This window comes from Psychroflexus tropicus DSM 15496, assembly GCF_000378765.1.
GTDB classification, from domain to species: Bacteria; Bacteroidota; Bacteroidia; order Flavobacteriales; family Flavobacteriaceae; genus Psychroflexus; species Psychroflexus tropicus.
In genome coordinates, this window is sequence record NZ_KB905342.1 from 69,039 (window position 1) to 92,731 (window position 23,693).

Consider the following 23,693-nt stretch of genomic DNA (forward strand, 5'->3'; position numbering starts at 1 on the left):
CTTAAAGCATCCTGTTTTTCAGGATGCTTTTTTATTTTTATAAAAAATTCTAGATGAGAGCTTTTTTTGCTAAACTTTTATCCAAATCAAAACCAGAAGAGATAGATCCTATGAAGAAGTTTTTGATTGTTGGCCTTGGAAATCCAGGACCGAAGTATGAGAATACCAGACACAATATCGGTTTCAAAATTCTGGATACTCTGGCAGAAAAAAGAGAACTTACTTTTGAAGCAGATCGTTATGCAGATAAGGCAGAATTCAATTTTAAAGGGAAAAAGTTTATTCTTATAAAACCTAGCACGTTTATGAACCTTAGCGGTAAAGCTGTTCGCTATTGGTTGGAGAAAGAGAAAATTTCTATTCAGAACCTCATGGTCATCACAGACGACCTGAATCTTTCATTTGGAACCTTGAGGCTTAAAGCTAAAGGAAGCCATGGAGGTCATAATGGTTTAAAGCATATCCAAGATATTTTACAAACCACCGCCTATCCGAGATTTCGTTTTGGAATAAGCGATGAGTTTTCTAAGGGACAACAGGTCGATTATGTATTGAGCGAATGGACTTCTAAGGAGCAGGAACAACTTGAAGAGCGCTTGGACACCTCGTCAGAATTGATTCTTTCATTTGGAACAGCTGGAATTCATAATACGATGAACAGCTTTAACGGAAAATAGAAACGCGTGAAGATTTACAATAATGTTTCGGAATTTGACACTGCCACGCCTACGGTAGTTACTATTGGTACTTTTGACGGTATTCACCTTGGGCATAGGAAGATCATCAAGCGATTAATCGATTCTGCAAAAAAAGACAAGCTGGAAACTGCTTTACTCACTTTTTATCCTCATCCCAGAATGGTTCTACAACAAAGCTCAGATTTAAAACTGATCAATACCATAGCTGAACGCAAGATGATTCTTAAAGAAACTGGGCTTGAACATCTAATTGTGCATCCTTTTACGCTAGAATTCTCAAGATTAACCGCCAGAGAATACGTAGAAGATATTTTGGTAAAAGGTCTTAATGCCAAAAAAATTGTGATTGGTTACGATCATCATTTCGGCAGAAACAGAACCGCAGATATCAACGATTTAAAAGCCTATGGTGAAGAGTTTGGATTTGAAGTGGATGAGATTTCAAAACAGGATATTGAAGATGTGGCTGTGAGCTCAACCAAAATTAGAAGTGCTTTGGAAGAAGGTGTCCTGGAAAAGGCCAATGAATACCTGACTCAACCCTTTTTCTTGTCTGGTGAGGTCGTTAAAGGAAAAGGTTTAGGTAAAAACATGGGGTATCCTACTGCAAACCTCAAGGTTGAGGAATCTTATAAATTAATTCCCCGAGAAGGGGTTTATGTTGCCGCTTCTGTGATTGATGGAGAAAAACGTTTTGGAATGATGAACATTGGCACCAATCCTACTGTGGGAGGGCAAAAACAAAGCATAGAAACCTATTTCTTTGATCTGGACAAAAATCTTTATGGGATGCAGCTTCAGATTCAACTGTTGAAGCGAATCAGAAGTGAAGTTAAGTTTGATGGTCTAGAAGCATTGATCAAAGCCATGAAAGCTGATGAAATATTTGCCAGAAATTACATTAAGATTTTACAAAATGAATAAGCTTCTTTTTAAGCAAGTGGATAATTCTCCTCTGATTGTATTTAGGGTCTTATTCGGTTTGCTTATTGCTTTAGAAGCCTGGGGTGCCATTGCAACAGGCTGGGTGAAACGTACCCTTATAGAACCTCAATTTACCTTCAATTTTATTGGCTTCGAATTTTTACAGCCTCTACCTGGAAATGGGATGTATTTTTATTTTGCCATCATGGGGTTGTTTGGTGTTTTTGTAATGCTAGGTTTCAAATACAGATTGAGTATTATTGCTTACACTTTGCTTTGGACTAGCGTCTATCTTATGCAAAAGACATCCTACAATAATCATTATTACCTGCTTGTCCTTCTGCTCTTATTTATGAGTATAGTCCCTGCTCATCGAAATTTTTCACTAGATACTAAGCTTAATCCAAAGCTAAAATCGATTAAAATGCCAAATTGGGTAGTGGTATTTATTATTGTTCAGCTTTGGATCGTCTATAATTACGCAAGTCTGGCAAAGCTTTATCCTGATTGGTTAGACGGTACCTTTCCAAGAATATTGATGAGTAGCCGACAGCATTTTTGGTTAGTCGGCGATCTTTTGCAAGATTACTGGGTCCATATGAGTATTAGCTACGTAGGGATTTTGTTTGACCTGCTCGTCATACCATTTCTACTTTGGAAACGAACCAGAAAGGCGATGTTTATCTTCAGTATTTTTTTCCATCTGTTCAACAGCTTTATTCTCCACATTGGTATTTTTCCCTACATGTCTTTAGCCTTTACCGTTTTTTTCTTTCCTAAAGAGTACATCAACAGAAAGTTTTTGAAGTTTAAACCTTTTTACAAGGGCAACGAAATTAATGCTCCTAAGCAGACTAAACTTTTTAAAATAGGCCTTGGTTTATGGTTCATAATACAATTGTTATTACCAGTAAGGCATCACTTCATCGAACGGAATGTATTTTGGACTGAAGAAGGACATAGACTAAGTTGGAGAATGATGCTAAGATCCAAGGGAGGCTCTGTGAGTTTTAAAGTCAAAAACCTCATCACTGGTAAAACTGATTACGTTAAACTAAACGAATACCTTACCGAAAAACAAAAAAGAACCCTTTTGAAACCTGACGGTATCTACCAATTTACACAGCATCTGAAAAAAGAATATAAAGAGAAGGAGATCCCTGTTGAAATTTATGCTCGTGTGAGAGTAAGTTTAAATGGCAGAAAGCCAAGCTATCTTGTTGACCCTCAACTCGATCTTACCACCATTGAATGGGATTATTTCTTTCATAATGATTGGATTGAACCTACGCCCGATAGTATTGATTTTTGATTTGTGAAACTGCCTGTAATACCTTTAAAGGAAGGTTTGAAAGGTAAGAATGGCTCTAGCACTTTCTAAGCAAATGCTGGTCTTAACTATAGTCTAATGCATTTGTTGTAGGCTTTGCTCTCAGACCATTTTCTTGAGACTCAAACCCAACTCTTTTTCCGTCCATCCCATGTGGATACACTTACCTACTGTAGATTCTGAATTATCAAATTCTGGTGAAGATAAATTCATTTCTTTAGCTCTTAGGGAATAATACTCTTCTTTTGAAAGTTGAACATCTTCAACTCCATGAAATACCATTCCAAATTTCTGCTGAGAGATAATTTCAGAAATCATTAGAATGCAATTATTCAAATGAATCAGATTGACGGGAGCTTCATTGTTTTTAAGGTTTGTCTTCCCTGCGAGGTATTTTACAGGATACCTGTCTTTGCCTATTAAGCCACCAAATCTTATGATAGTAGTTGTAAAACTTTTTTCTTTTGAAATTAAATCCTCTGACTGAATAAGCTGACTTTGTTCTTGCTCCTGAGAAGTAAACCTGTAATGCTCTGTATAAGTGGGTATCGATTCATGATCCTTAAAAACTCCTGTTGAGCTAACATATATCACCCTTAAAACTGAAGTATTCTTAATAGCCTCTATCAAAAATTCAAGTTTAGCCACGTAATCACTCTCTGGATCCTTTCTTAAACCTGGAGGGATATTAATTATCAACAATTCAGATCCATTCAAAAACTCTTGGATATCCCCAATTATTTGATTTTCTTCAAGCTCAATCTTATACGCAATAATCCCAGCAGCATTAAGCTTTTTTAATTTGGATGTCGAAGTCGTAGAACCTTTTACAGTCCAGCCCTCATTTATCAAATTCGTTGCTAAAGGAAACCCTAACCATCCGCAGCCTAAGATAGAAACTTGCTTTCCCATTATAAGCTTAGTTTTTGCTTTACGATGATAGCATCATTGACTACAAAAGGTTTGGGGATCATCTCCTTAGGTCTCTGTTTTACTGAAAATTTAGGATGAGATAAAAGGTCAAAACTGATCTCATTAATAATAAATTCAACCGATTGATTTTTGTCAACCTCAAATTCAAAGAACAGAGGTTCCTGGTTAACGACATAATAATCTATCAAATTATTTTTATATCGGTTTGTATGAACATGGTAAGCATTTTCGGCATCAGATAAGGCGTCGGCCTGTTTAGTATTTACAGTAAATGATTTGAAATTAATCCTGGAGGTTTCTGAGACGACGATACGATTTAAATTTCTTCTGTAATTTAGTTTTACCCGAAACTTCTTCAATCCCTGAGCTGAAGCATTTAGTGTATCTACACTAATTCGTGAAGCAGGTATTTCTGTTACTGGAGCCTCTGAGGATTTGGAATAGGCAGTACTATATTTACTTTGGTAATCTGAAGCATCGCTTAAATCATCATAGGTCGCAAAATAAGGAGAGCTCCAAGGGTCCAACGTCTGGTCGTATGTGTTCCATCGAGCTGTATTGGAGGCTGCATCTAAAGTATACACTAAACTATTAGGCCGAGGGCTTTCTGAATCAAATTCAGCATTGAAATGGGCTTTGATAAAAAATGCAATAGCAATTACAAGAGCCAATGCAGATACCCCTTTTTTAACTGAGAAGTAACCAAATACTGGAAGTAGGTTTCCAAAAAGTAAAACTGTAAAAATAGCGCTTACATAACTCATTTTTAGCCCAAGCCCAACGGGAAAAAATTTAATAAAAGGGGCAATCATACTTAAGGAAGGTAGGATCAAAATCAGCAAAAAGAGATAAGATGGAATTTGAAATCTTATCATAAAGAAAAAGGCTAATAAAACAAAAACCAATGGCACAAGAAAGAACGCAGCTCCTGTGAGATAAATATTGAGTATAAACAAGATGATGAACCATGTTATTAATGGTGCGATCATCGCATTTTTAGGATTGAGCTTTTCCTCGAAAAATTGATAAATACCAAATGAAAAAAACAGAGTGAGAGCGACAAAAACAACAATGTAGTCATGACCATTATAGGTAAATCCTTGTAAAATAGAAGTATATTCAGGATATAATCTTAAAATAAGCTGCCATCCAAAATAAGTAAATAGCCCAGATATAATCAAGCTTAAGAACCAGGGCACAAAACCAAGAAAAACCTCTTTTCTTGAAAGCGAATCGATTTTGAAACCATAAGTTGTAATGCCTAAAAAAACTAGAAAAGCCAAACCATAAAGTATCCAAATCCAAGAAAAAGGGTAGTAAAACAAGCCTAAACCTGTAACTGTAAAGTATACTTGGTCCTGTTTGGATGTCAAGTCTGTTAAGTCGGCATTAGAAAACTTCGCTAATGCAGAAGTCAAGTAATCCCCTTGATGGGCCAAAGATCGTTTGTCCAGTCGCTCTGGAATATCCTTAGCGGTATGATAATCGAAGTGATCATCTATAAAAGCAAAGAAAAAGCTTGGTACATCTGCAATTTCTCTGAAGACCGTAGAATCTGTATCGTTAGGCAAAAGTTTATAAACGCTGTACATTAATGAATTGGCAAGAGGATGCTCACCTTGCGCGTTGCCAAAGAGCTCGATGAGACTGGAATTGCCATAATTGGTTTCAACAATCATATTGCTGGGTCCTCCACTCCCTCTTGATTCAAAATTAAGTACCAACCCAACCTCATCTATCCAGGGGTGTTCCCTCGCAAAAAGTTCTGCACCAGTAAGCCCTACTTCTTCACCATCTGAAAACAGAATAATAATGTCATTTTGAAATGAAGAACCAGCGGCTTTAAACGCTCTTACAGCTTCCAGAATCGTAGCCACTCCAGATGCTGCATCTGCTGCTCCAAAGCTGGAATGAACCGCTGAATCATAATGGGCCAGCAGCAATAAGACCTTAGAATTTGGGGCTGGGTCTGAAGCTGGTATTCTGGTAATGATGTTTTCTGGTATAGTGAGAGCTCCGTCCTGATTGAAAACAAATCCTTGTTGGGTTTGCACTTCCAGATCCAAAGCTTCCAAGGCCTCAACAATATAATTTCGTTTTCTGTTATGAGCTTCAGAACCTATATAATGTGGCTCGTCGGCTATATTCTTAACATGGTCAAATGCTCTTAAAGTAGAAAACTCTGTAGATTGAGTGGATTTATCTGTAATTTCTGAGGGGTATAAATCGTAAAATATATACCATACGGCAACTGCTATAACTAGTGAGCTAACAATGGCTTTATAAGCGCTTTTTCTCATTTATCTCGTTTTACTAAGGCATAAAAATCATCTTCGAGTGGTAAGTAGCCTTGATCGTAGACGAAGTAATATACACGACCATTTTTGGTGGTGTAAAGGTTGGTTATATATTTAAAATCAAAGCCTTTTTCAATTAATTTTTCTCTGGTCGTTTTTGTTTTTTGATCGGTATTGATGCTTTTTAAAATTCTATAGTTTTTTTTCAATTTGTTGTTGATGTTCCTAACGATTTTATTGGACTGACTATTCAACCTATTGTTGTAGGTGCTCCTGCAATAGTCTGAACAAAACTTCTTATCAATTCGTCCGGATACCGGTTCTCCGCAAGAAAGGCATTTTGTTTTTTCCATAATTGGTTATTTACGGTCTAGTAAATATAAAAAAATCCCTTAACAAAAGTTGAAGGGATTTTTTTAGTCAATTTAGAATTCTAGTCTACCACCTTAAATTCAGATCTCCTGTTCTCCTCGTGTTTTTCATCTGTACATCCAAATTCACAATCGTTTATAGGTTCAGTTTTACCTCTGCCTTCTGCTGATAATCTGGAAGACTCTACTCCATTTTCAACAAGATAATTCAATGTACTTTCTGCTCTATCTTCAGATAATTTCATATTGTAAGCTTTAGAACCCCTTTCATCGGTGTGACTCACAATAGCTATGTTCAACTCTGGATTTTCATTTAGAATACTTATTAATTTGTCGAGTTCTAGTGCGGCTTCTGGTGTTATTGATGACTTATCATAATCGAAGAAAATGCGTTCCTGCAGAATTAGCATTTCGGCTTCTGCCGCTGTCATTTCTGGCTCCAAAGCTACTTTCATATACATTTGAGTGTCAGGAATTACCAATGAACTAGAATAGCTCTCATAATCGGTCATGTTTACCTGTAAATCAAAGGCCTGCCCAGTGGGTAAGAATTGACTACTCAATCCATTTGAGTCAGTTCTAGTTCGAGAAGCCTCCTTTTGATCATTTCCATAAAATAAAACCTGAGCATTTCCCAGTGGTCTATCGGTTTTAGCGTCGACTACTTCCACCACAATCGAAGTTTGTTCCAATGGATAGATTAGACTCGCTCTATAAATGTTATCTGTTCGTTCTCCCTTCTTTTTAGTTCTGTTGGAAGATACATATCCCTTTTCTACGTTCCCATTGTAGGTGAACGCAAAATCGTCTGCATTACTATTTAGCGGAGTTCCTAAGTTTTGTGGTGGTAAGAAATCTCCATCACTTCTTTTAGAATAATAAACATCTAAACCACCGAAACCAAGGTGGCCATCACTGGAAAAATAGAGAGTTCCTTCATCATCTATAAAAGGAAAATTTTCTCTTTCTTCTGTATTAACGATGCCTCCTAGATTTTTTGGATTGCCTAAAGTCCCATCATCGTTAAGGTCTACTACATATAAATCTGAAGAGCCATAGCCTCCGGGTCTGTCACTAGAGAAGTATAACTGGCTTTCATCAGGACTTAAGGCTGGGTTAGCATTAGAAAACGACACGTCGTTTATAGAGAGGTCCTGCACATCTTGAAACATCCCATTTACCAAGGTCGCTTTGTAAATTTTTAAATGATTAACCCCTTCATCATCTTTTCGATAGTTGCCATTGAGAAAATCGTTCCTTGTAAAGTAAATGGTAGACTTATCCTTGGTAATTGCTATAGTACCTTCATGAAACTGAGTATTGATATCTCCTGTGATTTCTTTTTCATCTTTGAATGTTCCACCAACATTCTCTGCTACAAAAATATCAAGTGACGGCTCGTTGTCCCAGCCATAAGTTTTTCCAGACTCGTTTCTAGCGGAAACAAAGTATAGCCTCCCATCATTTTCATAAGCTCCAAAATCTGAATAATCTGAATTTAAGCTCATTTTATTCAATTGAAATCTTGGAGGGACTGCTTGTAAGTCTTCTAGGTAATCTGGATTTTCCATGAAAGCTTTAGCTCTTGGATTTTGTGGGGCCTTTTCTACAAAATCGAGCATTGCCTGTTTATAATCATCAATATCTTCGTTAATTAAAAGTGTTTGAGCATAATTATAATAATCTAAAGCTTCTGGATTTCTGTTGCTTCTGAGATAGCGTCTGTAGAATTGCTCTGCTTTTTCGAAATTTGATGTTTTGTAATTTGCTAGAGCAAGTTGTTTATAGACGTAGCTATTCCCTTTCCCTTTTTGAATTAATTTTTCGTAGGCTTCAATAGCATCTACATAGTCAAAACGATTAAAAAGCTGATCTGCCTTCTTGGTATCGCTATTCTGAGACAAGGCGCTCATCGATAACACCAAAGAAAGGATAGTAAGAATATATATTTTTTTCATTTTAAGATGATTTCAAATTAGAAATAACGAGGTGATACATAAGTCTTTTTCTTAAAGAATATATCCAGAATAATGAATGCTTCATAAGAAGGCTCATTAAGGTTGGATTGTGTTGCGTCGTAGGCAAAACCAACCTGCATCCAATCAGTCGCTCTCACACTTGCTAAACCACTTATGGCATCTTCATATCTATAAGAAGCACCAACCTCGTACCTATCGTAAAATAAGACGTTTGCATTCAAATCAAATGAAATCGCTGAACCAAATTCTGATTTTACAAACGTTGAAGGTTTCAATTTGATATTGTCGTTCACATTGAATACGTAGCCTGCTGTAAAAAAGAAATGTCTTTCCTGAGAGCCAAATTCTGTATTATTAACCTCTAGGTGGGTAGATTTTAAAAAATTGGGGACCGATAAGCCCACGTAAAATTTATCAGTATAATACAACAAACCAGCGCCAACACTAGCGTAGGTTTCGTCCACATCATCTTGAAAAGCAGGATCCATATCGTCTTGAAAAAAACGATCTGAAAATCCTATACTTTGAAATGTAGCCCCAGCCTTAATCCCAAAAGCAAGTTTACTTTCTTTACCAACCTCAATAGTGTAGGACAAATCCGCAAACACGTTTGTTTGATCTACGGGTCCAATTTGATCATTGATACCTGAAAGACCAACTCCAAAATTCTCATCCAACGGAGTATGGGCATTAAAAGTTAGGGTTTGTGGTGAACCATTAAGGCCAGACCATTGATTACGGTATAAGGCCCCTACAGATAAATTTTCTTTAGAACCTGCATAAGCTGGATTGACCACATTCATATTATACATATACTGGGTGTATTGAGGGTCTTGCTGTGCCGATAAATCAAAACTCGCAAGCATCAATAGAGCAGCAAATAAAAATAAGTATCTCGTTTTCATAGAAAAATTTCTTTGTTCACTATTTCAATTATTGTTCGACGTTTATGTAAAGCGAGCCTTCTGTTGACGTACCGTACTCGGGATCTTCGGCTTCAAAAGTAATAGCATAGAAATAGGTGCCCGTTACCAAATCTTCTCCATCATCAGTCTGGCCAATGAATTCATCTCTATAGTCATTTTGCTCATAAATTTTAATACCGTTCCTATCAAAAATTTCCAGTATGGATATTCCGGAGCGATCGGCAAGACAAGACAAATCAAAATTATCATTTAGTCCATCCTGATTTGGAGAAATACCTTGGGTGATTCTGCAATCATTTTGCAAAATCTCATCCCTATTTAAGTCATCTGAACTGCAGGATAGGCAAAGTAACAGACAACTAAAGGCCATAAAGTATGGTTTGAGTTTCATAAAAACTTAATTTAATAGAATAAACGACTTAAAGAATTATTTAGTATTAACTATTCAAACATAGGTATAAAAGTTAAAATAAAAAACCTTGCTTTACTAATGCTTTTCTTATGGAGGTCTTCGTTAATACTCTGTGAGATGTAGTATTTGAAATCTTAAAGTAAGAATAGAACTGAAGTATTTTTCATAATTTTGAACTTTAAACTATTATATGCTAGACGCTAAAACTACTACCTACGAATCTGCAGTTCTAATTGGAATCATCAATCAATATCAAGATGAAGAAAAGTCCAAGGAATACTTAGATGAGTTAGAATTTCTTACCTACACAGCAGGCGGTGAAGTCAAAAAAAGATTTCAGCAAAAGCTTGATGTTCCCCATCCAAAGACTTTTATTGGAAAAGGGAAATTGGAGCAGGTTCGAGATTATGTAGAAGAACATGAAATTGGCACCGCTATATTTGATGATGAATTATCTCCTGCGCAGCAAAAAAACATAGAAAAGATCTTGAGGTGTAAAGTAGTAGACAGGACCTACCTCATCTTAGATATCTTTGCACAACGGGCCAAGACGAGTTACGCTAGTACACAGGTGGAACTCGCACAATATGAGTACTTACTCCCAAGACTGGCTGGGCTCTGGACTCACCTAGAAAGACAACGTGGAGGTATAGGAATGCGTGGACCAGGTGAAACCGAAATTGAGACCGATAGACGTATTGTAAGAGATAAAATTACCCTGCTCAAAAAAAAGCTTAAAACTATTGATAAGCAAATGGCCGTCCAACGTGGAAATAGAGGCAGCTTGGTCAGGGTTGCCTTGGTAGGATACACCAATGTTGGAAAATCGACGCTAATGAACGTCATCAGTAAAAGTGAAGTTTTTGCTGAAAATAAGCTTTTTGCGACTCTAGACACTACGGTAAGGAAAGTTGTAATTAGAAATCTTCCATTTTTACTCACAGATACTGTAGGTTTTATTAGAAAACTTCCTACTCAATTGGTAGAATCCTTCAAATCGACCTTAGATGAAGTGCGTGAGGCAGATTTACTTTTGCATGTCGTGGATATTTCTCACGAAAATTTTGAGGATCACATAGAGTCTGTTAATTCAATATTAGATGACATAGATGCTAGAGATAAGCCTTGTATAATGGTTTTCAATAAAATTGATAGCTATGAACCAGAACACTACGACAAGGAAGATTTGATGACAGAACGATCTTATGAGCACTACAGTTTAGAAGAATGGAAAAAAACCTGGATGCAGAGAGAAGGCGATAATGTTTTATTCATTTCTGCTACAGAGAAAGAGAACATTGAAGAATTCAGAAAAAAAGTTTATGACACAGTGAGAGATATACACATCACTCGATTTCCTTACAACAACTTTTTATATCCAGAATATGATGCCTATACAGGTGAGGTAGAAAACGATGAGAAATTCAATTAAAAAAAGGCTTTAGCTTTTCAATTGTTTTTAAATTCTTAAGTTTTTCTATGCTCAATGGCTTTTCCACAAAACCTATTACAGCAGGATAAGTTTCAGCTTTATCCTGATCGGTGTGATCTATTGAGGATGTAATGACGAATACATAGCAATAACTTGATAGCCCTTTATTTCCTAATAATTCCAAAAACGCCCAACCATCAAGTTTTGGCATATTCACGTCTAAAAATATGATGAAATGTTTGTTATTATTTTTTTCTTTCTCAATATAGGCTAAACTTTCATACCCATCTTCAAAAGATTTTGGTGAATCACAAAATTGAGCGTTGACCATCATTTTTTGATGAATAAAAAGTACCATTTTATCATCATCTACATTTAAAACTTCTACGTTCATATCTGGTCGCATTTAAAAATTTATTGCTTACGGTCGGTCTTCTGTGCTTATGATTGCTAGACGAAATAGTTTAACGCCATAGGGCTCAAAAGTTTCATTATTCTATTCTTTAAAGTTATTTTGGTATAGTAAAACTAAAACAACTTCCTTTTCCATACTCAGACTTAACATCAAAGTTTCCCTCCAAATTGAGGACGGCCTTTTTGCAAGTGGCTAATCCCATACCTACGCCATCAGTTTTACTCTTATCTTCTTTGTAAAACGGTCTAAATATCTTTGTAAGACTTTGCTCCTGTATGCCTATACCATTATCACTTACGCTAACCGTCCAATCATTGTTGCTTTCTTTCACATCTATCGTAATGACAAGGTTTCGCTCTGGTGATCTAAATTTTATTGCATTACCAACAAGATTTCGCAAAATGACGGAGAACAAAAGTTTTGAGGTCCTTACGTTTGGTAAATCTTTATACTTCAAGCTAATATTTTCAGACTTTATAATAGGGAGGTTCAAATCAATAATATTTTGAATAATAGGCTCCACTTCAACCATTTCCTTTTCGATGGTCGTATTAGATAATTTTGCAAAGGCTAAGATTTCATAAATCAAGCCAGTCATTTTCTGAGTACTCTGTTTAGCGTAATTGATATACTCCATAGCTTCCTTTCCTAGTTTAGTAGCACTTTCATGCTGAAGAAGCTCCAAAAACCCTTGAATACTATCTAAAGGATTTTTAAGGTCATGTGCGATAGAATAAGCTATTTCATCGGCCTGGCTTTTATGCAGGTCTAGCTGCTCTTTAGTTTGCTCAAGCTCTAAGGCTTGTTTTCTCGACTCAAAGAGCTTTTGAACCAATTTTGACAAGCTCTTCAAGGCATTTATTTGTGAGGTAGATAAAACTTTAGGCTTAGAATCAATCACACATAAAGTTCCAAGTGCATATCCACCTTTGGAGGAAATTGGCATACCTGCATAAAAAGCAATATTGGGTTGTCCAGTGACTAGTGGATTATTTTTGAATCGTTCATCCTCTCTTGCATCATTCACAATTAGCATTTTATCAGGATCATTTATAGCATGAGCACAAAAAGCAACGTCTCTACTGGTGTGGTCTAACTCTATTCCATATTTAGATTTAAATAATTGATGTTTTGCATCAATGAGGGTCACCAATGATACCTTGGTACCACAAATGTCTGAGGCAAGCTTAGTAATCAAATCTAAATCTTCGTCTGGAAGATTATCAAAAAGCTTAAAACTATTTAGCTCTTTTAGCCTTTCCAGCTCATTTGGAGGAATAGGTGGTTTTTTCATAAGCAAGTTTACTTTGCATTTGTCTTCAAATCTGTTTTCGCATCAGAAATGCGCCTTTCAATTGTTTTTAATTTATAATAGCTTCATTTAATTAGCAAATAGATCGCGTTTTTAAACTCTTTAGGATATTGGCAAACCTAAAATTCTGAAATATAATATTCACATGTAACCTTCTATTTTTTATAATTTTTCAATTCAGAAATATCTTGCATACTCCCTACCATTCTAATAGCTTTTCCGTTTTCATCTCTTATGATGGTCCCTCTGTCGAGGACATTGACATAGGTCCCATCGTTTTTTTGGAAGCTGTATTCTTCTCTCCAGTTATTCTCTTTTTTATTCAAAATTAAGGATTTGAACGATTTCAAGACTTTTGCTCTATCCTTCTCATGCACCTTTCCAGCCCAAACCTCACCTGCCACTCCAAAATTATCGGGATCATAACCAAAGGACTTTTGAAGCCCATCTCCCCATTCTATCTCATTTTTTATCAAATCAAAATCCCAAATCGCATCCTTCACAGTCTTATTGATGATTTGAAATTTTTGGTTTTGAGTTTTCAAACTTCTAAGATTTGCTTTGTACTCACTAATATTGCGCGCGACGCAAAAGATCTCGTTGCTACCTTTTAGACTAAAAGCTGTCCAGTCCATATCAATTCTATTCCCACTTTTAGCTTTCATGATTATTTCTTCTGAAAAATACTCCTCACTTTCTCTTGCTTTATCAATAATTTCTATGGACTTCTCTTTATGCTTCTCAATCACAAAATTCGTGAAGTCAAGTTCGAAAAATTCTTCTTTTTTATAGCCTAGTATATCGCTTGCACGTTGATTGATCCTTCTGATGTGATTATCTTTTTTGATGATAAACAAGATATCTGGCGTATGGGTAAAGAAAGAACTTATCCTGAATTCCGTAAGTTTTCTCGATAATTCCGTGCCAAGCTGGATGGAAAATTCATTAAAGATTTTATCCAAAGTTGACTTTTCAGAGTAAGTGTCTGGAAAACATAAAATAGCTATGCCAATAGCCTTAGACTGATCTTGAACTTTAAAGCCGTAGCTCAATTTTACACTTGCTTCATTTTCAAGTTCATGTAAGGACACGAGAGGGTTTTCACTTTTTAATATAGAGGACAAGAAATGTTTATGCGCTGTGTTTTCCTTTTGGATATCTACATCGAGCCGCTTACCATTTTTGAATCTAAAGCATTTTTCTAATTTTTCTGAATTTGTATCCTTTAACCAGAATTCAGTCAAATTATTTCTAAAAAGGTTTTCCATCTTTAATGCCAGTTTGCAGAAAGAATTTTCTAAAGGACCTTCATCTTGAAAAGCTTTATGGGTGAAGGTAATCAGCTCTTGCTTTTCTACATTGGTACGCTCTATGTTCACATTACGGTTCACAACCATCCAATGGGTGTACCATCCTTCATCGTCCATAATTGGTGAAATGAATACATTATTCCAAAATTCCGTATTATTTCTTGTAAGACTTAACACATCTTTATCTACAGATTCCCACAGACTTAAATGCTGCTCCATTTCCACAAACTCAGGCTCATTTTTGGGGGTTACCAAAAAAGACTTCGCTGTTCTTCCAACAAGTTCTGACACATCAAAACCAAAAAGAGATTTTGTACTCGGGTTGGCATATATAATTTCGGACTCTAAAAAACTATTACTTTCTACTTTTGTGACCAAAATAGCATCTCTGGCATTTGCAACTAATTTTTCTAAAAGGTTAAGATGATTCTCTCGCTTTATTGCTTTGGTTATGTCCTGTAATGCTCCGATAAGACGAATAGGCTCACCATTATCATCTCTTATGATGATCACATTTTCTCGAACATTAGCATATTCATTCTCAGAATCTAAAAACCTATAGACAAAAGACCATTTGCTAGTATTCTTATCTTCTAAGGCAGCATTTAAACTATTGAAAAAAGGATCGAAGTCACCAGGATGAATTTTAGATTCCCAGAATGCCTTTGAGACTTTATTACCCTTAACATCATATCCAAACAAACGATCATAACCGTCCCCCCAATATAACTCATCTTCACTAAGTTCCCATTCCCAAAGTGCATCCGAAGTAGCCTTGAAGGCTTTATCCAATCTTTCATTTGCAATCTGTAAATCTTTCTGAGCTATAAAAGAATCGGTCATATCTAAGACTGTAGAAATCATTAAATTCTCATCATAAAGCGGAATATTTTTGGCGTTCACAACTTTTTGCTTACCCCCTTTTGTGGTGATAGTAATATTTTTCCAATTCATTCGTTCAGGTTCTCCTGAGGCAATATCCTCAAGAATCATTTTGGATATTTTTTCCCGATAGTCTTTATCTGGATAAACCCTTTTAAAAAACGAAGAAACATTTTTCATATCTTCAATAGGCCATCCGTATATTTCTTCAAGTCTTCGATTTGCAAAAACTATAGAATCGTCATCAATTCTGGTAACGCCTAAACCTATGGGTAAGGATTCAAAAAGCTTTTTGTAAAAACTAATTTGACTGGAGTCGCTTTGAAAGTCTTTGTCTTCCTTTTGAAGAGTACGGAGATGAAAAAGATATAAATTGACACCCCCTGAAGTAAGATTCATTATTTTAAAATGAGCTCTTGGACTTTGATCAGAACCATTAAAATCGAAGCTAAAGGTCGAGGACTGATCTTTCTGAGTTATGTTTAAATGCTTTTTTACTTTTTTACTTAAGACATCACTTTTTGACGAAAACGTTGCAAAAAACTCGTTTAACTTTATCGGCATTTCAGCCTCAATATCCGTCGAAATGTAATCCTTAAACTTTAAATTACACCCTTGTACCAATAACTCACTGTTGAAATATGACACTAAAAAAGTAGGCATTTCATAGCAATCCAGTACTTGAAGTAACTTTGAAATTCCTTGTGACATGTGTTGAGTTTTTAGATTAGTTTTACCTTAGCAGGAAAGAACTTAAATTTAAAGTTAAAAACCAAAAAGTTTTCAAATCTTTACCCTCTAATATAAAGAATAAATATGAAATACTCTTACCTATTACTGCTCTCATTATTCTTTAGTGCCACAAATTTTGCTCAAAAACCTGGTAATGCTAAAGACTTTGCTCATACCTTTTCCATTATCGCTAAAGATCCAAAGACAGGAGACATGGCAGTTGGCGTACAAAGCCATTGGTTTTCGGTTGGCACGTCTGTGCCCTGGGGAGAATCTGGAGTTGGTGTCGTGGCTACGCAATCCTTTGTGAACCAAGCATATGGGTATGAAGGCCTTAAACTCATGAAAAAAGGCTTATCTGCAGAAGAAACTTTAAAACAACTCAAAAGCCAAGATTCTGGTGCTGCTTACAGACAAGTCGCTATGTTGTCTCATGATGGATCAATTGCTGCCTTCACAGGTGATAAATGTGTAGAAGCAGCTTTACATCTTATTGAAAGGGACTACAGTATTCAAGCCAATATGATGGAAAATAAAAATGTAGTATATGCGATGAGAAAAGCTTACGAAGAAAATGAACACCTCGACTTAGCAGAACGTGTGGTAGCAGCTATGAAAGCCGCACAGGAAAGTGGTGGCGATATAAGAGGAAAACAATCTGCTGCACTTATTGTTGTAGGTGATGAAACTCCAGAGCACCCTTGGGAAGATAAAAAAATTGATTTAAGAATTGAAGACCATAACACTCCCGTAGAAGAATTATCCAGGCTCCTCAATAGCCATAGAGCTTATAAGTTGATGGAAAAAGGAGACATCGCTATGGAAAACAAAAATGCAGAAGCAGCCTTAGAAGCTTATAATGCTGCAGAACAACTTTTACCAGATAACAATGAAATAAAATTTTGGAAAGCTGTAGCTTTAGTGAATTCTGATCAGGTAAAATTATCAGTTCCTATTTTTGAGCGCTTGTTCAGGAATGATCAACGCTGGCAAAGGCTTTTAAAACGACTCCCTGACTCAGAATTAATAACTTTAGATAAATCCTCTCTAGACTATCTTTTAAACCTATAACTATGAAACCTATTACCTTATTTTTAATCAGTTTACTGTTCGTTGCTTGTCATGATTCTCCAAAACTAAGCAAGGAAAAAAACTTACCTAAAACTCCAAAATTTGGAATTGTAATTCATGGTGGCGCAGGAGTCATCAAAAAAGAGAACATGACCGATTCTCTTCAAAAGGCCTATGAAGAGAAACTACAAGAAGCAATTGATGTTGGTCACAAAATATTATCTGAAGGAGGAACAGCCTTGGAAGCTGTTCAAAAAACCATCAACGTCATGGAAAATTCGCCATTATTCAATTCCGGAAAAGGAGCTGTATTGAATGCTGAAGGTATTGCAGAGCTAGATGCTTCGATTATGGATGGAAAAACAAAGAATGCTGGAGCCATTTCCGGAGTTCAACACATCAAGAATCCAATTAATTTGGCTTATAAAGTCATGAAAGAATCGGAACATGTGATGTTAAGTGCCAAAGGTGCTGAAGAATTTGCCATGCTTCACGATTTAGAATTTGTAGAGAATTCCTACTTTATGACTAAAAGGAGAAAAAGAGCCTTGGAGGCTTCTAAAGCCAGAGAAAAAGGTATCTCTTCCAGTGAGTTCTTTCTAAGTAATGAAAAGTATGGAACCGTGGGCTGTGCTGCTTTAGATCAGGATGGAAATTTAGCTGCAGGCACCTCAACAGGGGGAATGACCAATAAAAAGTACGGTAGAATTGGCGACTCTCCAATCATAGGCGCTGGGACTTACGCCAATAATAAAACTTGTGCGATTTCAGCTACAGGTCACGGCGAATATTTTATAAGAAACGTAGTTGCTCACGATATTTCTGCAATGATGGAATACCAGGGCATAAGCTTAGAACAGGCGGCTAAGAGGGTGATCCAAAAAAAGCTAACCGATTTAGGCGGTACCGGTGGTATTGTAGGTATAGATAAGAACGGAAAAGTGATTATGGAATTTAATACCCCTGGGATGTTTAGGGCTACTAAAAATGTAAAAGGCGAAACTGAAATTAAAATGTATAAAGACTGATATAATACTAGTAGACTCTGTTTACTATATATGTTGTAAGATAAAACAGACCTCTAAAGTTCTTTATGTGAATTTTAGAGGTCTAATTATTTTCTAAAGATGTATTAATTAAGTATGACTAACTTTCATTAGATTTCTTGCCTGTTCAACATTCTGAGTTGGACGTTGGCAAGTTTTATTCTCACAAACGTAAATCCAGGTTTCTGAACTCTTCTTCGGTGATTTCTGCTTTAATAATTCTAGATTTTCTTCTTTTCCTCCCAGGAATATACAGTTGTTTTTAGATTTAGATTGCAGCTGAAGCCCTTTGGTTTGAGCTTCTGCACCCATAATGGCAACCTCGAAAAAAGGATAGGTCAACCAACCATATAAGATTTGCCAATTCGCAAAATAAGGTCCTGACTTGTAGAGTTTGGTCTCGACCTGGAGTAGCATCATTTTAGAGGCATTGAGGTAGCGCTCTTCATCAAATAATTTACCTAATTGAAATAAAGATTTTGCCAGAGAAGAGTTGGAGGCTGGAATTACATTATCGTTAGTTTCAAAAGTTTTAGAAATTAGAGTTTCCCCCTGTTTTGAAGAATACTGGAACATTACCATATCTTCATCTTTAAAATCATCAAAACAAATTTCTATCAATAGTTTGGCATTATTAAGATAATCCAGCTTAAAAGTAGCTTGGTATAAATCAATGAGAGCTTCAATCATAAAGGCATAATCATCTAAAAACCCATCGATTGATTTTCCATTTTTAATCGTTCTATAAAGTTTTTTATCTCGGGTTAGACGGGTCCTCAGGAGAAATTCTATAGCTTCCTCTGCTTGGACTAAATAGTCTTGACGTTGCAATGCTATATAGGCATTCACTAAACCGGAAATCATCATAGCGTTCCATGCTGTTATTATTTTATCGTCTAAAGCTGGTCTGATTCGCTCTTCTCTGTACCTAAATAGTTTCGACTTTAAGTTATCTAGCTTTGACTCAAATACACTCACCTCTAGATCATTATCTTCTGCGTGCTCAACTGGTGTTTTTTTAGCGTATAGAATATTTTTAGATGGCTCCCAGTTTCCTTTTTCTGTGCAGTGGTAATATTCCTTCACTATCAGTAATTCTTTTTTAGAAAGCAATTGAGATAACTCTTCGTACGTCCAAACGTAATATTTGCCTTCTTCACCTTCACTATCGGCATCTAATGCTGCATAAAACCCTCCTTGAGGGTCTGAAAGCTCTCTATTTACAAACTCTATAGTCTCATGAATTACTTTTTTATAAAGAGAATAACGAAATGATTTATAAGCCCTAGCATATAATTTCACCAACAAAGCATTATCGTAGAGCATTTTCTCAAAATGAGGTGCAAACCACTGATCGTCTACAGCGTACCTTGAAAATCCACCTCCTATCTGGTCGTAAATTCCACCTAATGCCATTTCCTTTAAAGTAATAGTTACTGCTTCTGCTGCAAAAGGATTTGACGTCAAGTCATAAAATTGGAGGAGGAATTGCCAAGAATTAGACATTGGAAATTTTGGAGCTCCTTTCAATCCGCCAGATTTTAAATCGATGTACTTCTGCCAGGATACAATAAAATCTTGGTAATTTGAAGTTTTAAAGTCCGTGTCTAATTCTAAAGAAGAAAATTCCTGAGCATTTTGTATTCCTGCGGTTAGTTTTTCTGCAGTTTCTTCAAGCTGATCATAACTATTGGAGAAAGCTTTGGAAACATTGGTTAACACTTTCTTCCAGTTATCTTTTGGAAAATAAGTAGCTGCATAAAATGGCCTGCCATCGGGCAGGGCGAAAGCATTAAGTGGCCAGCCTCCCCTACCGGTCAACATTTGAGCGGCCTCCATATAAATATGATCAATGTCTGGTCGTTCTTCCCGATCGATTTTAATACAAATAAAACTTTTATTCATAATTTCCGCAACCTCTTCATCTTCAAAGGATTCGTGGGCCATTACATGGCACCAATGGCAGGCTGCATATCCAATACTTATCAATATTGGTTTTTGTTCAAGCTTTGCTTTATCTAGAATCTCTGGACTCCACTCCATCCAATGCACAGGATTATCTGCATGCTGAAGCAAGTAAGGGCTGGTTGCATGTTGAAGTTGGTTCTTATTCTCTTCCATAACTAATCATTTTCTCGAAAATAGGTCTTTAGTAATCTATGTCGTATAAATTCCCTCTTAAAAGTAAAAAAATGAATGATGATGGCAATCTAATATGTGTTTTACCTTATTGATAAAATTGGAAAGCGTTTCAAAATTCAGTATTTTCAACCTAAATTAAAAGATAATGATTAATAAGACTGTAAATAATGTGTCAGAAGCCTTAGATGGCGTTGAAGATGGGATGACCTTTATGCTTGGTGGCTTTGGCCTCAGCGGAATCCCAGAGAATTCTATACAAGAGCTGGTCAGACGTAATGTCAAAGACGTTACTTGTATTTCTAATAATGCTGGAGTTGATGATTTTGGTTTGGGTCTTTTACTTAAGAAAAAGCAAATCAAAAAAATGATCTCTTCCTATGTTGGAGAAAATGCTGAATTTGAACGACAAATGCTCAGCGGTGAACTCGAAGTTGACCTTATTCCACAAGGGACCTTAGCAGAACGTTGCAGAGCTGCTCAAAACGGGATTCCAGCTTTTTTTACCCCAGCTGGCTATGGAACAGAAATAGCCGAAGGTAAGGAAGTAAGAGACTTTGATGGAAAGCCACATATAATGGAAAAGGCCTTTGAAGCTGATTTTGCTTTTGTAAAAGCCTGGAAAGGTGATGAAGCGGGAAATCTCATTTTTAAAGGAACTGCCAGGAATTTCAATCCTCTGATGTGTGGAGCTGCAAGAGTTACAGTTGTTGAAGTAGAAGAATTGGTAAAACCAGGAGAGCTTGATCCAAATTTTATCCATATTCCAGGCATATTTGTGCAACGCATATTTAAAGGGGAAAAATTTGAAAAACGAATTGAACAACGAACTGTAAAGTCATAGGTGTTGACTTTCGAAATAAAAAAATTATGTTAGATAAAAACGGAATAGCAAAACGCATTGCGCAAGAAGTAGAAGATGGATTTTATGTGAATCTTGGTATTGGCATCCCAACACTTGTAGCCAATTATGTTCGTGACGATATAGAATTAGAATTTCAAAGTGAAAACGGTATATTAGGTATGGGACCCTTCCCTTCTGAAGAGGAAGTAGATGCCGACTTGATTAATGCAGGAAAACAAACTATAACTGCCTTGCCAGGCGCCAGTTTTTTTGATTCCTCCATGAGTTTCGGAATGATACGTGGACAACATGTAGATTTAACCATCTTAGGAGCTATGGAAGTAGCTCAGAATGGAAACATAGCTAACTGGAAGATACCAGGTAAAATGGTAAAAGGAATGGGTGGAGCAATGGATTTGGTTGGATCTGCTAAAAATATTATTGTAGCAATGATGCATACTAATAAAGTTGGAGACTCCAAACTTCTAAAATCTTGTTCGCTACCACTTACAGGTGTGGAATGTGTAACCAAAATTGTTACCAATATGGCTGTACTCGATATTGTGAATAAAAAGTTTAGGCTTCTAGAAAGAGCTCCTGGAGTAAGTGTTGAAGAGATACAAAAAGCTACAGAAGGTGATCTCATTATTGAAGGTGATATCCCCGAAATGAAGATTTAATCAATACCTATCTATATAAAACAAAAAGGGCAAATCAGTAGATTTGCCCTTTTTATTTATATGAAAATGCTAATTAATCGATTAAAATTACCACTTTATTATCTTTCAGTTCAATAACACCTCCTGTAATATCAAAATTAAGCTTAGCTTCTTTTTCATAAAACAAGTCCTTTGATGTTTTTGGTAAGTCAACTGTTTTATCAAGCTTTATTGCACCATTCTTAAGGACTGAGACTACTGGTGCGTGATGATCCAACATTTGAAATTCACCATTAATGCCTGGAACACTCACGGAGCTAACTTCGTCACTAAGAATAATTTGTTCTGGACTTACTATTTCTAAATGCATAAACTTTTATTTATTGACTAAGCTTCGTTCAACATTTTTTCACCTGCCTCAATTGCATCTTCTATAGACCCCTTAAGGTTAAAAGCAGCTTCTGGAATGTGATCTAATTCGCCATCCATAATCATATTAAAACCTTTAATGGTGTCTTTAATATCTACAAGAACACCTTTAAGTCCTGTAAATTGTTCTGCAACATGGAAGGGTTGAGACAAGAAACGTTGTACTCTTCTTGCACGAGATACAGAGAGCTTATCTTCTTCTGATAGTTCTTCCATACCCAAAATAGCAATAATATCTTGTAGTTCTTTATATTTCTGCAATAGCTCTTTTACTCGCTGTGCACACTCATAATGATCGTCACCTAATATATCTCTGGTTAAAATCCTAGATGTGGAATCCAAAGGATCCACTGCTGGATAGATACCTAACTCTGCAATTTTTCTAGAAAGTACTGTTGTAGCATCCAAGTGAGAGAAAGTTGTAGCTGGTGCAGGATCCGTCAAGTCATCTGCAGGAACATAAACAGCTTGTACAGAAGTAATAGAGCCTTTTTTAGTTGACGTAATGCGCTCCTGCATAGCCCCCATTTCTGTAGCTAGTGTGGGCTGATATCCTACTGCTGATGGCATACGACCTAAAAGAGCTGATACCTCAGAACCGGCTTGCGTAAACCTAAATATATTATCGACAAAGAAAAGAACGTCTTTACCTTGAGCCTCACCAGCACCATCTCTAAAATATTCAGCAATAGTTAATCCAGAAAGTGCCACTCGAGCACGTGCCCCTGGCGGTTCGTTCATTTGCCCAAACACGAAAGTTGCTTTAGAATCTTTCATCCCGGCTTTATCGACTTTTTTCAAGTCCCATCCACCTTCTTCCATCGAATGCATGAAATCATCTCCATATTTAATAATACCAGACTCGAGCATCTCACGGAGTAAGTCATTTCCTTCTCTAGTTCGTTCTCCAACACCAGCGAATACAGAAAGACCACCGTGACCTTTCGCTATATTATTAATCAGCTCCTGGATTAATACCGTTTTACCAACACCAGCACCACCAAAAAGACCAATCTTACCTCCTTTAGAGTACGGCTCAATTAAGTCGATCACCTTAATTCCAGTAAAAAGCACTTCAGTCGAAACTGCTAAGTCTTCAAATTTTGGGGCATCTCTGTGAATAGACATGCCATCTTTACCAGACTTTGGTAGTTCACCAAGTCCATCGATAGCGTCTCCAGTAACGTTAAACAAACGACCGTAAATATCCTTACCTACAGGCATTTGAATTGGGCTACCAGTGCTCAAAACTTCTACACCACGGCTTAAACCATCAGCAGAGTCCATCGCAATGGTTCTTACCGAGTTTTCACCAATATGAGACTGGACTTCTAAAATAAGATCTGATTTGTTTTCACGTTTTACTGCCAAAGAATCGTAGATCTTTGGTAAGTCTTTAGCGCTGTCAAATTCAACATCGATAACTGGACCGACGATTTGAGTAATTTTACCTTTAACTTGAGACATTATGTAAGGGCTTTTTTAATTGGATTTTCTAAAAAAAATTCTATTTCAAAATTTTTGCAAATATACATTATTTAAATAAATCTTT

General features: G+C 36.4%; 20 protein-coding genes. 8 read left to right on the top strand and 12 right to left on the bottom strand.

What is annotated here, in order from left to right; genetic code table 11:
• The first annotated feature begins 53 nt into the window (after nt 1-53).
• Genes pth through F598_RS0100330 form a run of 3 tightly spaced genes read left to right on the top strand, consistent with a single transcriptional unit; the run spans nt 54 to nt 2,934 of the window.
• Nucleotides 54-677 (top strand): aminoacyl-tRNA hydrolase, encoded by a 624-nt coding sequence (gene pth, locus F598_RS0100320; protein WP_019037010.1) that lies wholly within the window; start codon nt 54-56, stop codon nt 675-677.
• Nucleotides 678-683: 6 nt separating this feature from the next.
• On the top strand, nt 684-1,622 hold the full coding sequence (locus F598_RS0100325; RefSeq protein ID WP_019037011.1) for a bifunctional riboflavin kinase/FAD synthetase: 939 nt from the start codon (nt 684-686) through the stop codon (nt 1,620-1,622).
• Nucleotides 1,615-2,934, top strand: coding sequence for an HTTM domain-containing protein (locus tag F598_RS0100330; protein ID WP_033408180.1), 1,320 nt, complete (start codon nt 1,615-1,617; stop codon nt 2,932-2,934). Before F598_RS0100325 ends, F598_RS0100330 begins: the two co-directional genes overlap by 8 nt.
• 120 nt (nt 2,935-3,054) lie before the next feature.
• Here the strand turns inward: F598_RS0100330 and F598_RS0100335 are convergent, their stop codons facing one another.
• The 6 genes from F598_RS0100335 to F598_RS0100360 all read right to left on the bottom strand — a co-directional run bounded on the left by F598_RS0100335 (nt 3,055) and on the right by F598_RS0100360 (nt 9,849).
• A complete protein-coding gene (locus F598_RS0100335; protein WP_019037013.1) occupies nt 3,055-3,864 on the bottom strand; it encodes an NAD(P)H-binding protein in 810 nt (269 codons plus the stop codon).
• A complete protein-coding gene (locus F598_RS0100340) occupies nt 3,864-6,185 on the bottom strand; it encodes a M28 family peptidase (protein WP_019037014.1) in 2,322 nt (773 codons plus the stop codon). Before F598_RS0100340 ends, F598_RS0100335 begins: the two co-directional genes overlap by 1 nt.
• Nucleotides 6,182-6,535 carry a hypothetical protein gene (locus F598_RS0100345; RefSeq protein WP_026302418.1) on the bottom strand — a complete coding sequence of 118 codons (354 nt, stop codon included), beginning with the start codon at nt 6,533-6,535 and terminating at the stop codon, nt 6,182-6,184. The genes F598_RS0100340 and F598_RS0100345 overlap by 4 nt, the downstream gene beginning before the upstream one ends.
• An 80-nt stretch (nt 6,536-6,615) precedes the next feature.
• Nucleotides 6,616-8,511, bottom strand: coding sequence for an OmpA family protein (locus F598_RS0100350; RefSeq protein ID WP_019037016.1), 1,896 nt, complete (start codon nt 8,509-8,511; stop codon nt 6,616-6,618).
• Nucleotides 8,512-8,528: 17 nt separating this feature from the next.
• Nucleotides 8,529-9,437, bottom strand: coding sequence for a PorP/SprF family type IX secretion system membrane protein (locus F598_RS0100355; protein ID WP_026302419.1), 909 nt, complete (start codon nt 9,435-9,437; stop codon nt 8,529-8,531).
• Between the two features lie 28 nt (nt 9,438-9,465).
• A complete protein-coding gene (locus F598_RS0100360) occupies nt 9,466-9,849 on the bottom strand; it encodes a T9SS type B sorting domain-containing protein (RefSeq protein WP_019037018.1) in 384 nt (127 codons plus the stop codon).
• 211 nt (nt 9,850-10,060) lie between these two features.
• Here F598_RS0100360 and hflX point away from each other — a divergent pair, with 211 nt between their 5' ends.
• Nucleotides 10,061-11,302, top strand: coding sequence for a GTPase HflX (hflX, locus tag F598_RS0100365; RefSeq protein WP_019037019.1), 1,242 nt, complete (start codon nt 10,061-10,063; stop codon nt 11,300-11,302).
• Here the strand turns inward: hflX and F598_RS0100370 are convergent.
• From F598_RS0100370 to F598_RS0100380, 3 genes are all read right to left on the bottom strand, one after another.
• On the bottom strand, nt 11,295-11,696 hold the full coding sequence (locus F598_RS0100370) for a response regulator (protein ID WP_019037020.1): 402 nt from the start codon (nt 11,694-11,696) through the stop codon (nt 11,295-11,297). The two genes, hflX and F598_RS0100370, sit on opposite strands and share 8 nt — an antisense overlap.
• A 115-nt stretch (nt 11,697-11,811) precedes the next feature.
• Nucleotides 11,812-13,011 (bottom strand): GAF domain-containing sensor histidine kinase, encoded by a 1,200-nt coding sequence (locus F598_RS0100375; RefSeq protein WP_019037021.1) that lies wholly within the window; start codon nt 13,009-13,011, stop codon nt 11,812-11,814.
• A gap of 173 nt (nt 13,012-13,184) precedes the next feature.
• Nucleotides 13,185-15,932 (bottom strand): PAS domain-containing protein, encoded by a 2,748-nt coding sequence (locus F598_RS0100380; RefSeq protein ID WP_019037022.1) that lies wholly within the window; start codon nt 15,930-15,932, stop codon nt 13,185-13,187.
• A gap of 105 nt (nt 15,933-16,037) precedes the next feature.
• Here F598_RS0100380 and F598_RS0100385 point away from each other — a divergent pair, with 105 nt between their 5' ends.
• Both F598_RS0100385 and F598_RS0100390 read left to right on the top strand, forming a co-directional pair.
• A complete protein-coding gene (locus tag F598_RS0100385) occupies nt 16,038-17,024 on the top strand; it encodes a DUF1028 domain-containing protein (RefSeq protein ID WP_019037023.1) in 987 nt (328 codons plus the stop codon).
• Between the two features lie 2 nt (nt 17,025-17,026).
• Nucleotides 17,027-18,052 (top strand): isoaspartyl peptidase/L-asparaginase family protein, encoded by a 1,026-nt coding sequence (locus tag F598_RS0100390; protein WP_019037024.1) that lies wholly within the window; start codon nt 17,027-17,029, stop codon nt 18,050-18,052.
• A 108-nt stretch (nt 18,053-18,160) separates the two neighbouring features.
• Here F598_RS0100390 and F598_RS0100395 read toward each other — a convergent pair whose 3' ends face one another.
• Complete coding sequence (locus F598_RS0100395; RefSeq protein ID WP_019037025.1) at nt 18,161-20,191, bottom strand: thioredoxin domain-containing protein; 2,031 nt, start codon at nt 20,189-20,191, stop codon at nt 18,161-18,163.
• Between the two features lie 166 nt (nt 20,192-20,357).
• Here F598_RS0100395 and F598_RS0100400 point away from each other — a divergent pair, with 166 nt between their 5' ends.
• Together F598_RS0100400 and F598_RS0100405 are read left to right on the top strand one after the other, a co-directional pair.
• Nucleotides 20,358-21,053, top strand: a complete 696-nt coding sequence (locus F598_RS0100400) for a CoA transferase subunit A (protein ID WP_019037026.1) — start codon at nt 20,358-20,360, stop codon at nt 21,051-21,053.
• Nucleotides 21,054-21,079: 26 nt separating this feature from the next.
• Complete coding sequence (locus tag F598_RS0100405; RefSeq protein ID WP_019037027.1) at nt 21,080-21,733, top strand: 3-oxoacid CoA-transferase subunit B; 654 nt, start codon at nt 21,080-21,082, stop codon at nt 21,731-21,733.
• Nucleotides 21,734-21,806: 73 nt separating this feature from the next.
• On the opposite strand, the gene F598_RS0100410 is transcribed toward F598_RS0100405, so the two are convergent.
• Both F598_RS0100410 and atpD read right to left on the bottom strand, forming a co-directional pair.
• Nucleotides 21,807-22,082 carry a F0F1 ATP synthase subunit delta/epsilon gene (locus tag F598_RS0100410; protein ID WP_019037028.1) on the bottom strand — a complete coding sequence of 92 codons (276 nt, stop codon included), beginning with the start codon at nt 22,080-22,082 and terminating at the stop codon, nt 21,807-21,809.
• A 17-nt stretch (nt 22,083-22,099) separates the two neighbouring features.
• Nucleotides 22,100-23,608 carry a F0F1 ATP synthase subunit beta gene (gene atpD, locus F598_RS0100415; RefSeq protein ID WP_019037029.1) on the bottom strand — a complete coding sequence of 503 codons (1,509 nt, stop codon included), beginning with the start codon at nt 23,606-23,608 and terminating at the stop codon, nt 22,100-22,102.
• Nucleotides 23,609-23,693: the final 85 nt, after the last annotated feature.

Bases quoted from the DNA above. Each gene is read 5' to 3' on its own strand.
- F598_RS0100345 (WP_026302418.1), bottom strand. From the start codon at position 6,535: ATGGAAAAAACAAAATGCCTTTCTTGCGGAGAACCGGTATCCGGACGA.
- F598_RS0100330 (WP_033408180.1), top strand. From the start codon at position 1,615: ATGAATAAGCTTCTTTTTAAGCAAGTGGATAATTCTCCTCTGATTGTA.
- hflX (WP_019037019.1), top strand. From the start codon at position 10,061: ATGCTAGACGCTAAAACTACTACCTACGAATCTGCAGTTCTAATTGGA.
- F598_RS0100340 (WP_019037014.1), bottom strand. From the start codon at position 6,185: ATGAGAAAAAGCGCTTATAAAGCCATTGTTAGCTCACTAGTTATAGCA.
- F598_RS0100395 (WP_019037025.1), bottom strand. From the start codon at position 20,191: ATGGAAGAGAATAAGAACCAACTTCAACATGCAACCAGCCCTTACTTG.
- F598_RS0100410 (WP_019037028.1), bottom strand. From the start codon at position 22,082: ATGCATTTAGAAATAGTAAGTCCAGAACAAATTATTCTTAGTGACGAA.
- F598_RS0100370 (WP_019037020.1), bottom strand. From the start codon at position 11,696: ATGAACGTAGAAGTTTTAAATGTAGATGATGATAAAATGGTACTTTTT.
- F598_RS0100350 (WP_019037016.1), bottom strand. From the start codon at position 8,511: ATGAAAAAAATATATATTCTTACTATCCTTTCTTTGGTGTTATCGATG.
- F598_RS0100380 (WP_019037022.1), bottom strand. From the start codon at position 15,932: ATGTCACAAGGAATTTCAAAGTTACTTCAAGTACTGGATTGCTATGAA.
- F598_RS0100390 (WP_019037024.1), top strand. From the start codon at position 17,027: ATGAAACCTATTACCTTATTTTTAATCAGTTTACTGTTCGTTGCTTGT.
- F598_RS0100400 (WP_019037026.1), top strand. From the start codon at position 20,358: ATGATTAATAAGACTGTAAATAATGTGTCAGAAGCCTTAGATGGCGTT.
- atpD (WP_019037029.1), bottom strand. From the start codon at position 23,608: ATGTCTCAAGTTAAAGGTAAAATTACTCAAATCGTCGGTCCAGTTATC.
- F598_RS0100335 (WP_019037013.1), bottom strand. From the start codon at position 3,864: ATGGGAAAGCAAGTTTCTATCTTAGGCTGCGGATGGTTAGGGTTTCCT.
- pth (WP_019037010.1), top strand. From the start codon at position 54: ATGAGAGCTTTTTTTGCTAAACTTTTATCCAAATCAAAACCAGAAGAG.
- F598_RS0100375 (WP_019037021.1), bottom strand. From the start codon at position 13,011: ATGAAAAAACCACCTATTCCTCCAAATGAGCTGGAAAGGCTAAAAGAG.
- F598_RS0100355 (WP_026302419.1), bottom strand. From the start codon at position 9,437: ATGAAAACGAGATACTTATTTTTATTTGCTGCTCTATTGATGCTTGCG.
- F598_RS0100405 (WP_019037027.1), top strand. From the start codon at position 21,080: ATGTTAGATAAAAACGGAATAGCAAAACGCATTGCGCAAGAAGTAGAA.
- F598_RS0100360 (WP_019037018.1), bottom strand. From the start codon at position 9,849: ATGAAACTCAAACCATACTTTATGGCCTTTAGTTGTCTGTTACTTTGC.
- F598_RS0100385 (WP_019037023.1), top strand. From the start codon at position 16,038: ATGAAATACTCTTACCTATTACTGCTCTCATTATTCTTTAGTGCCACA.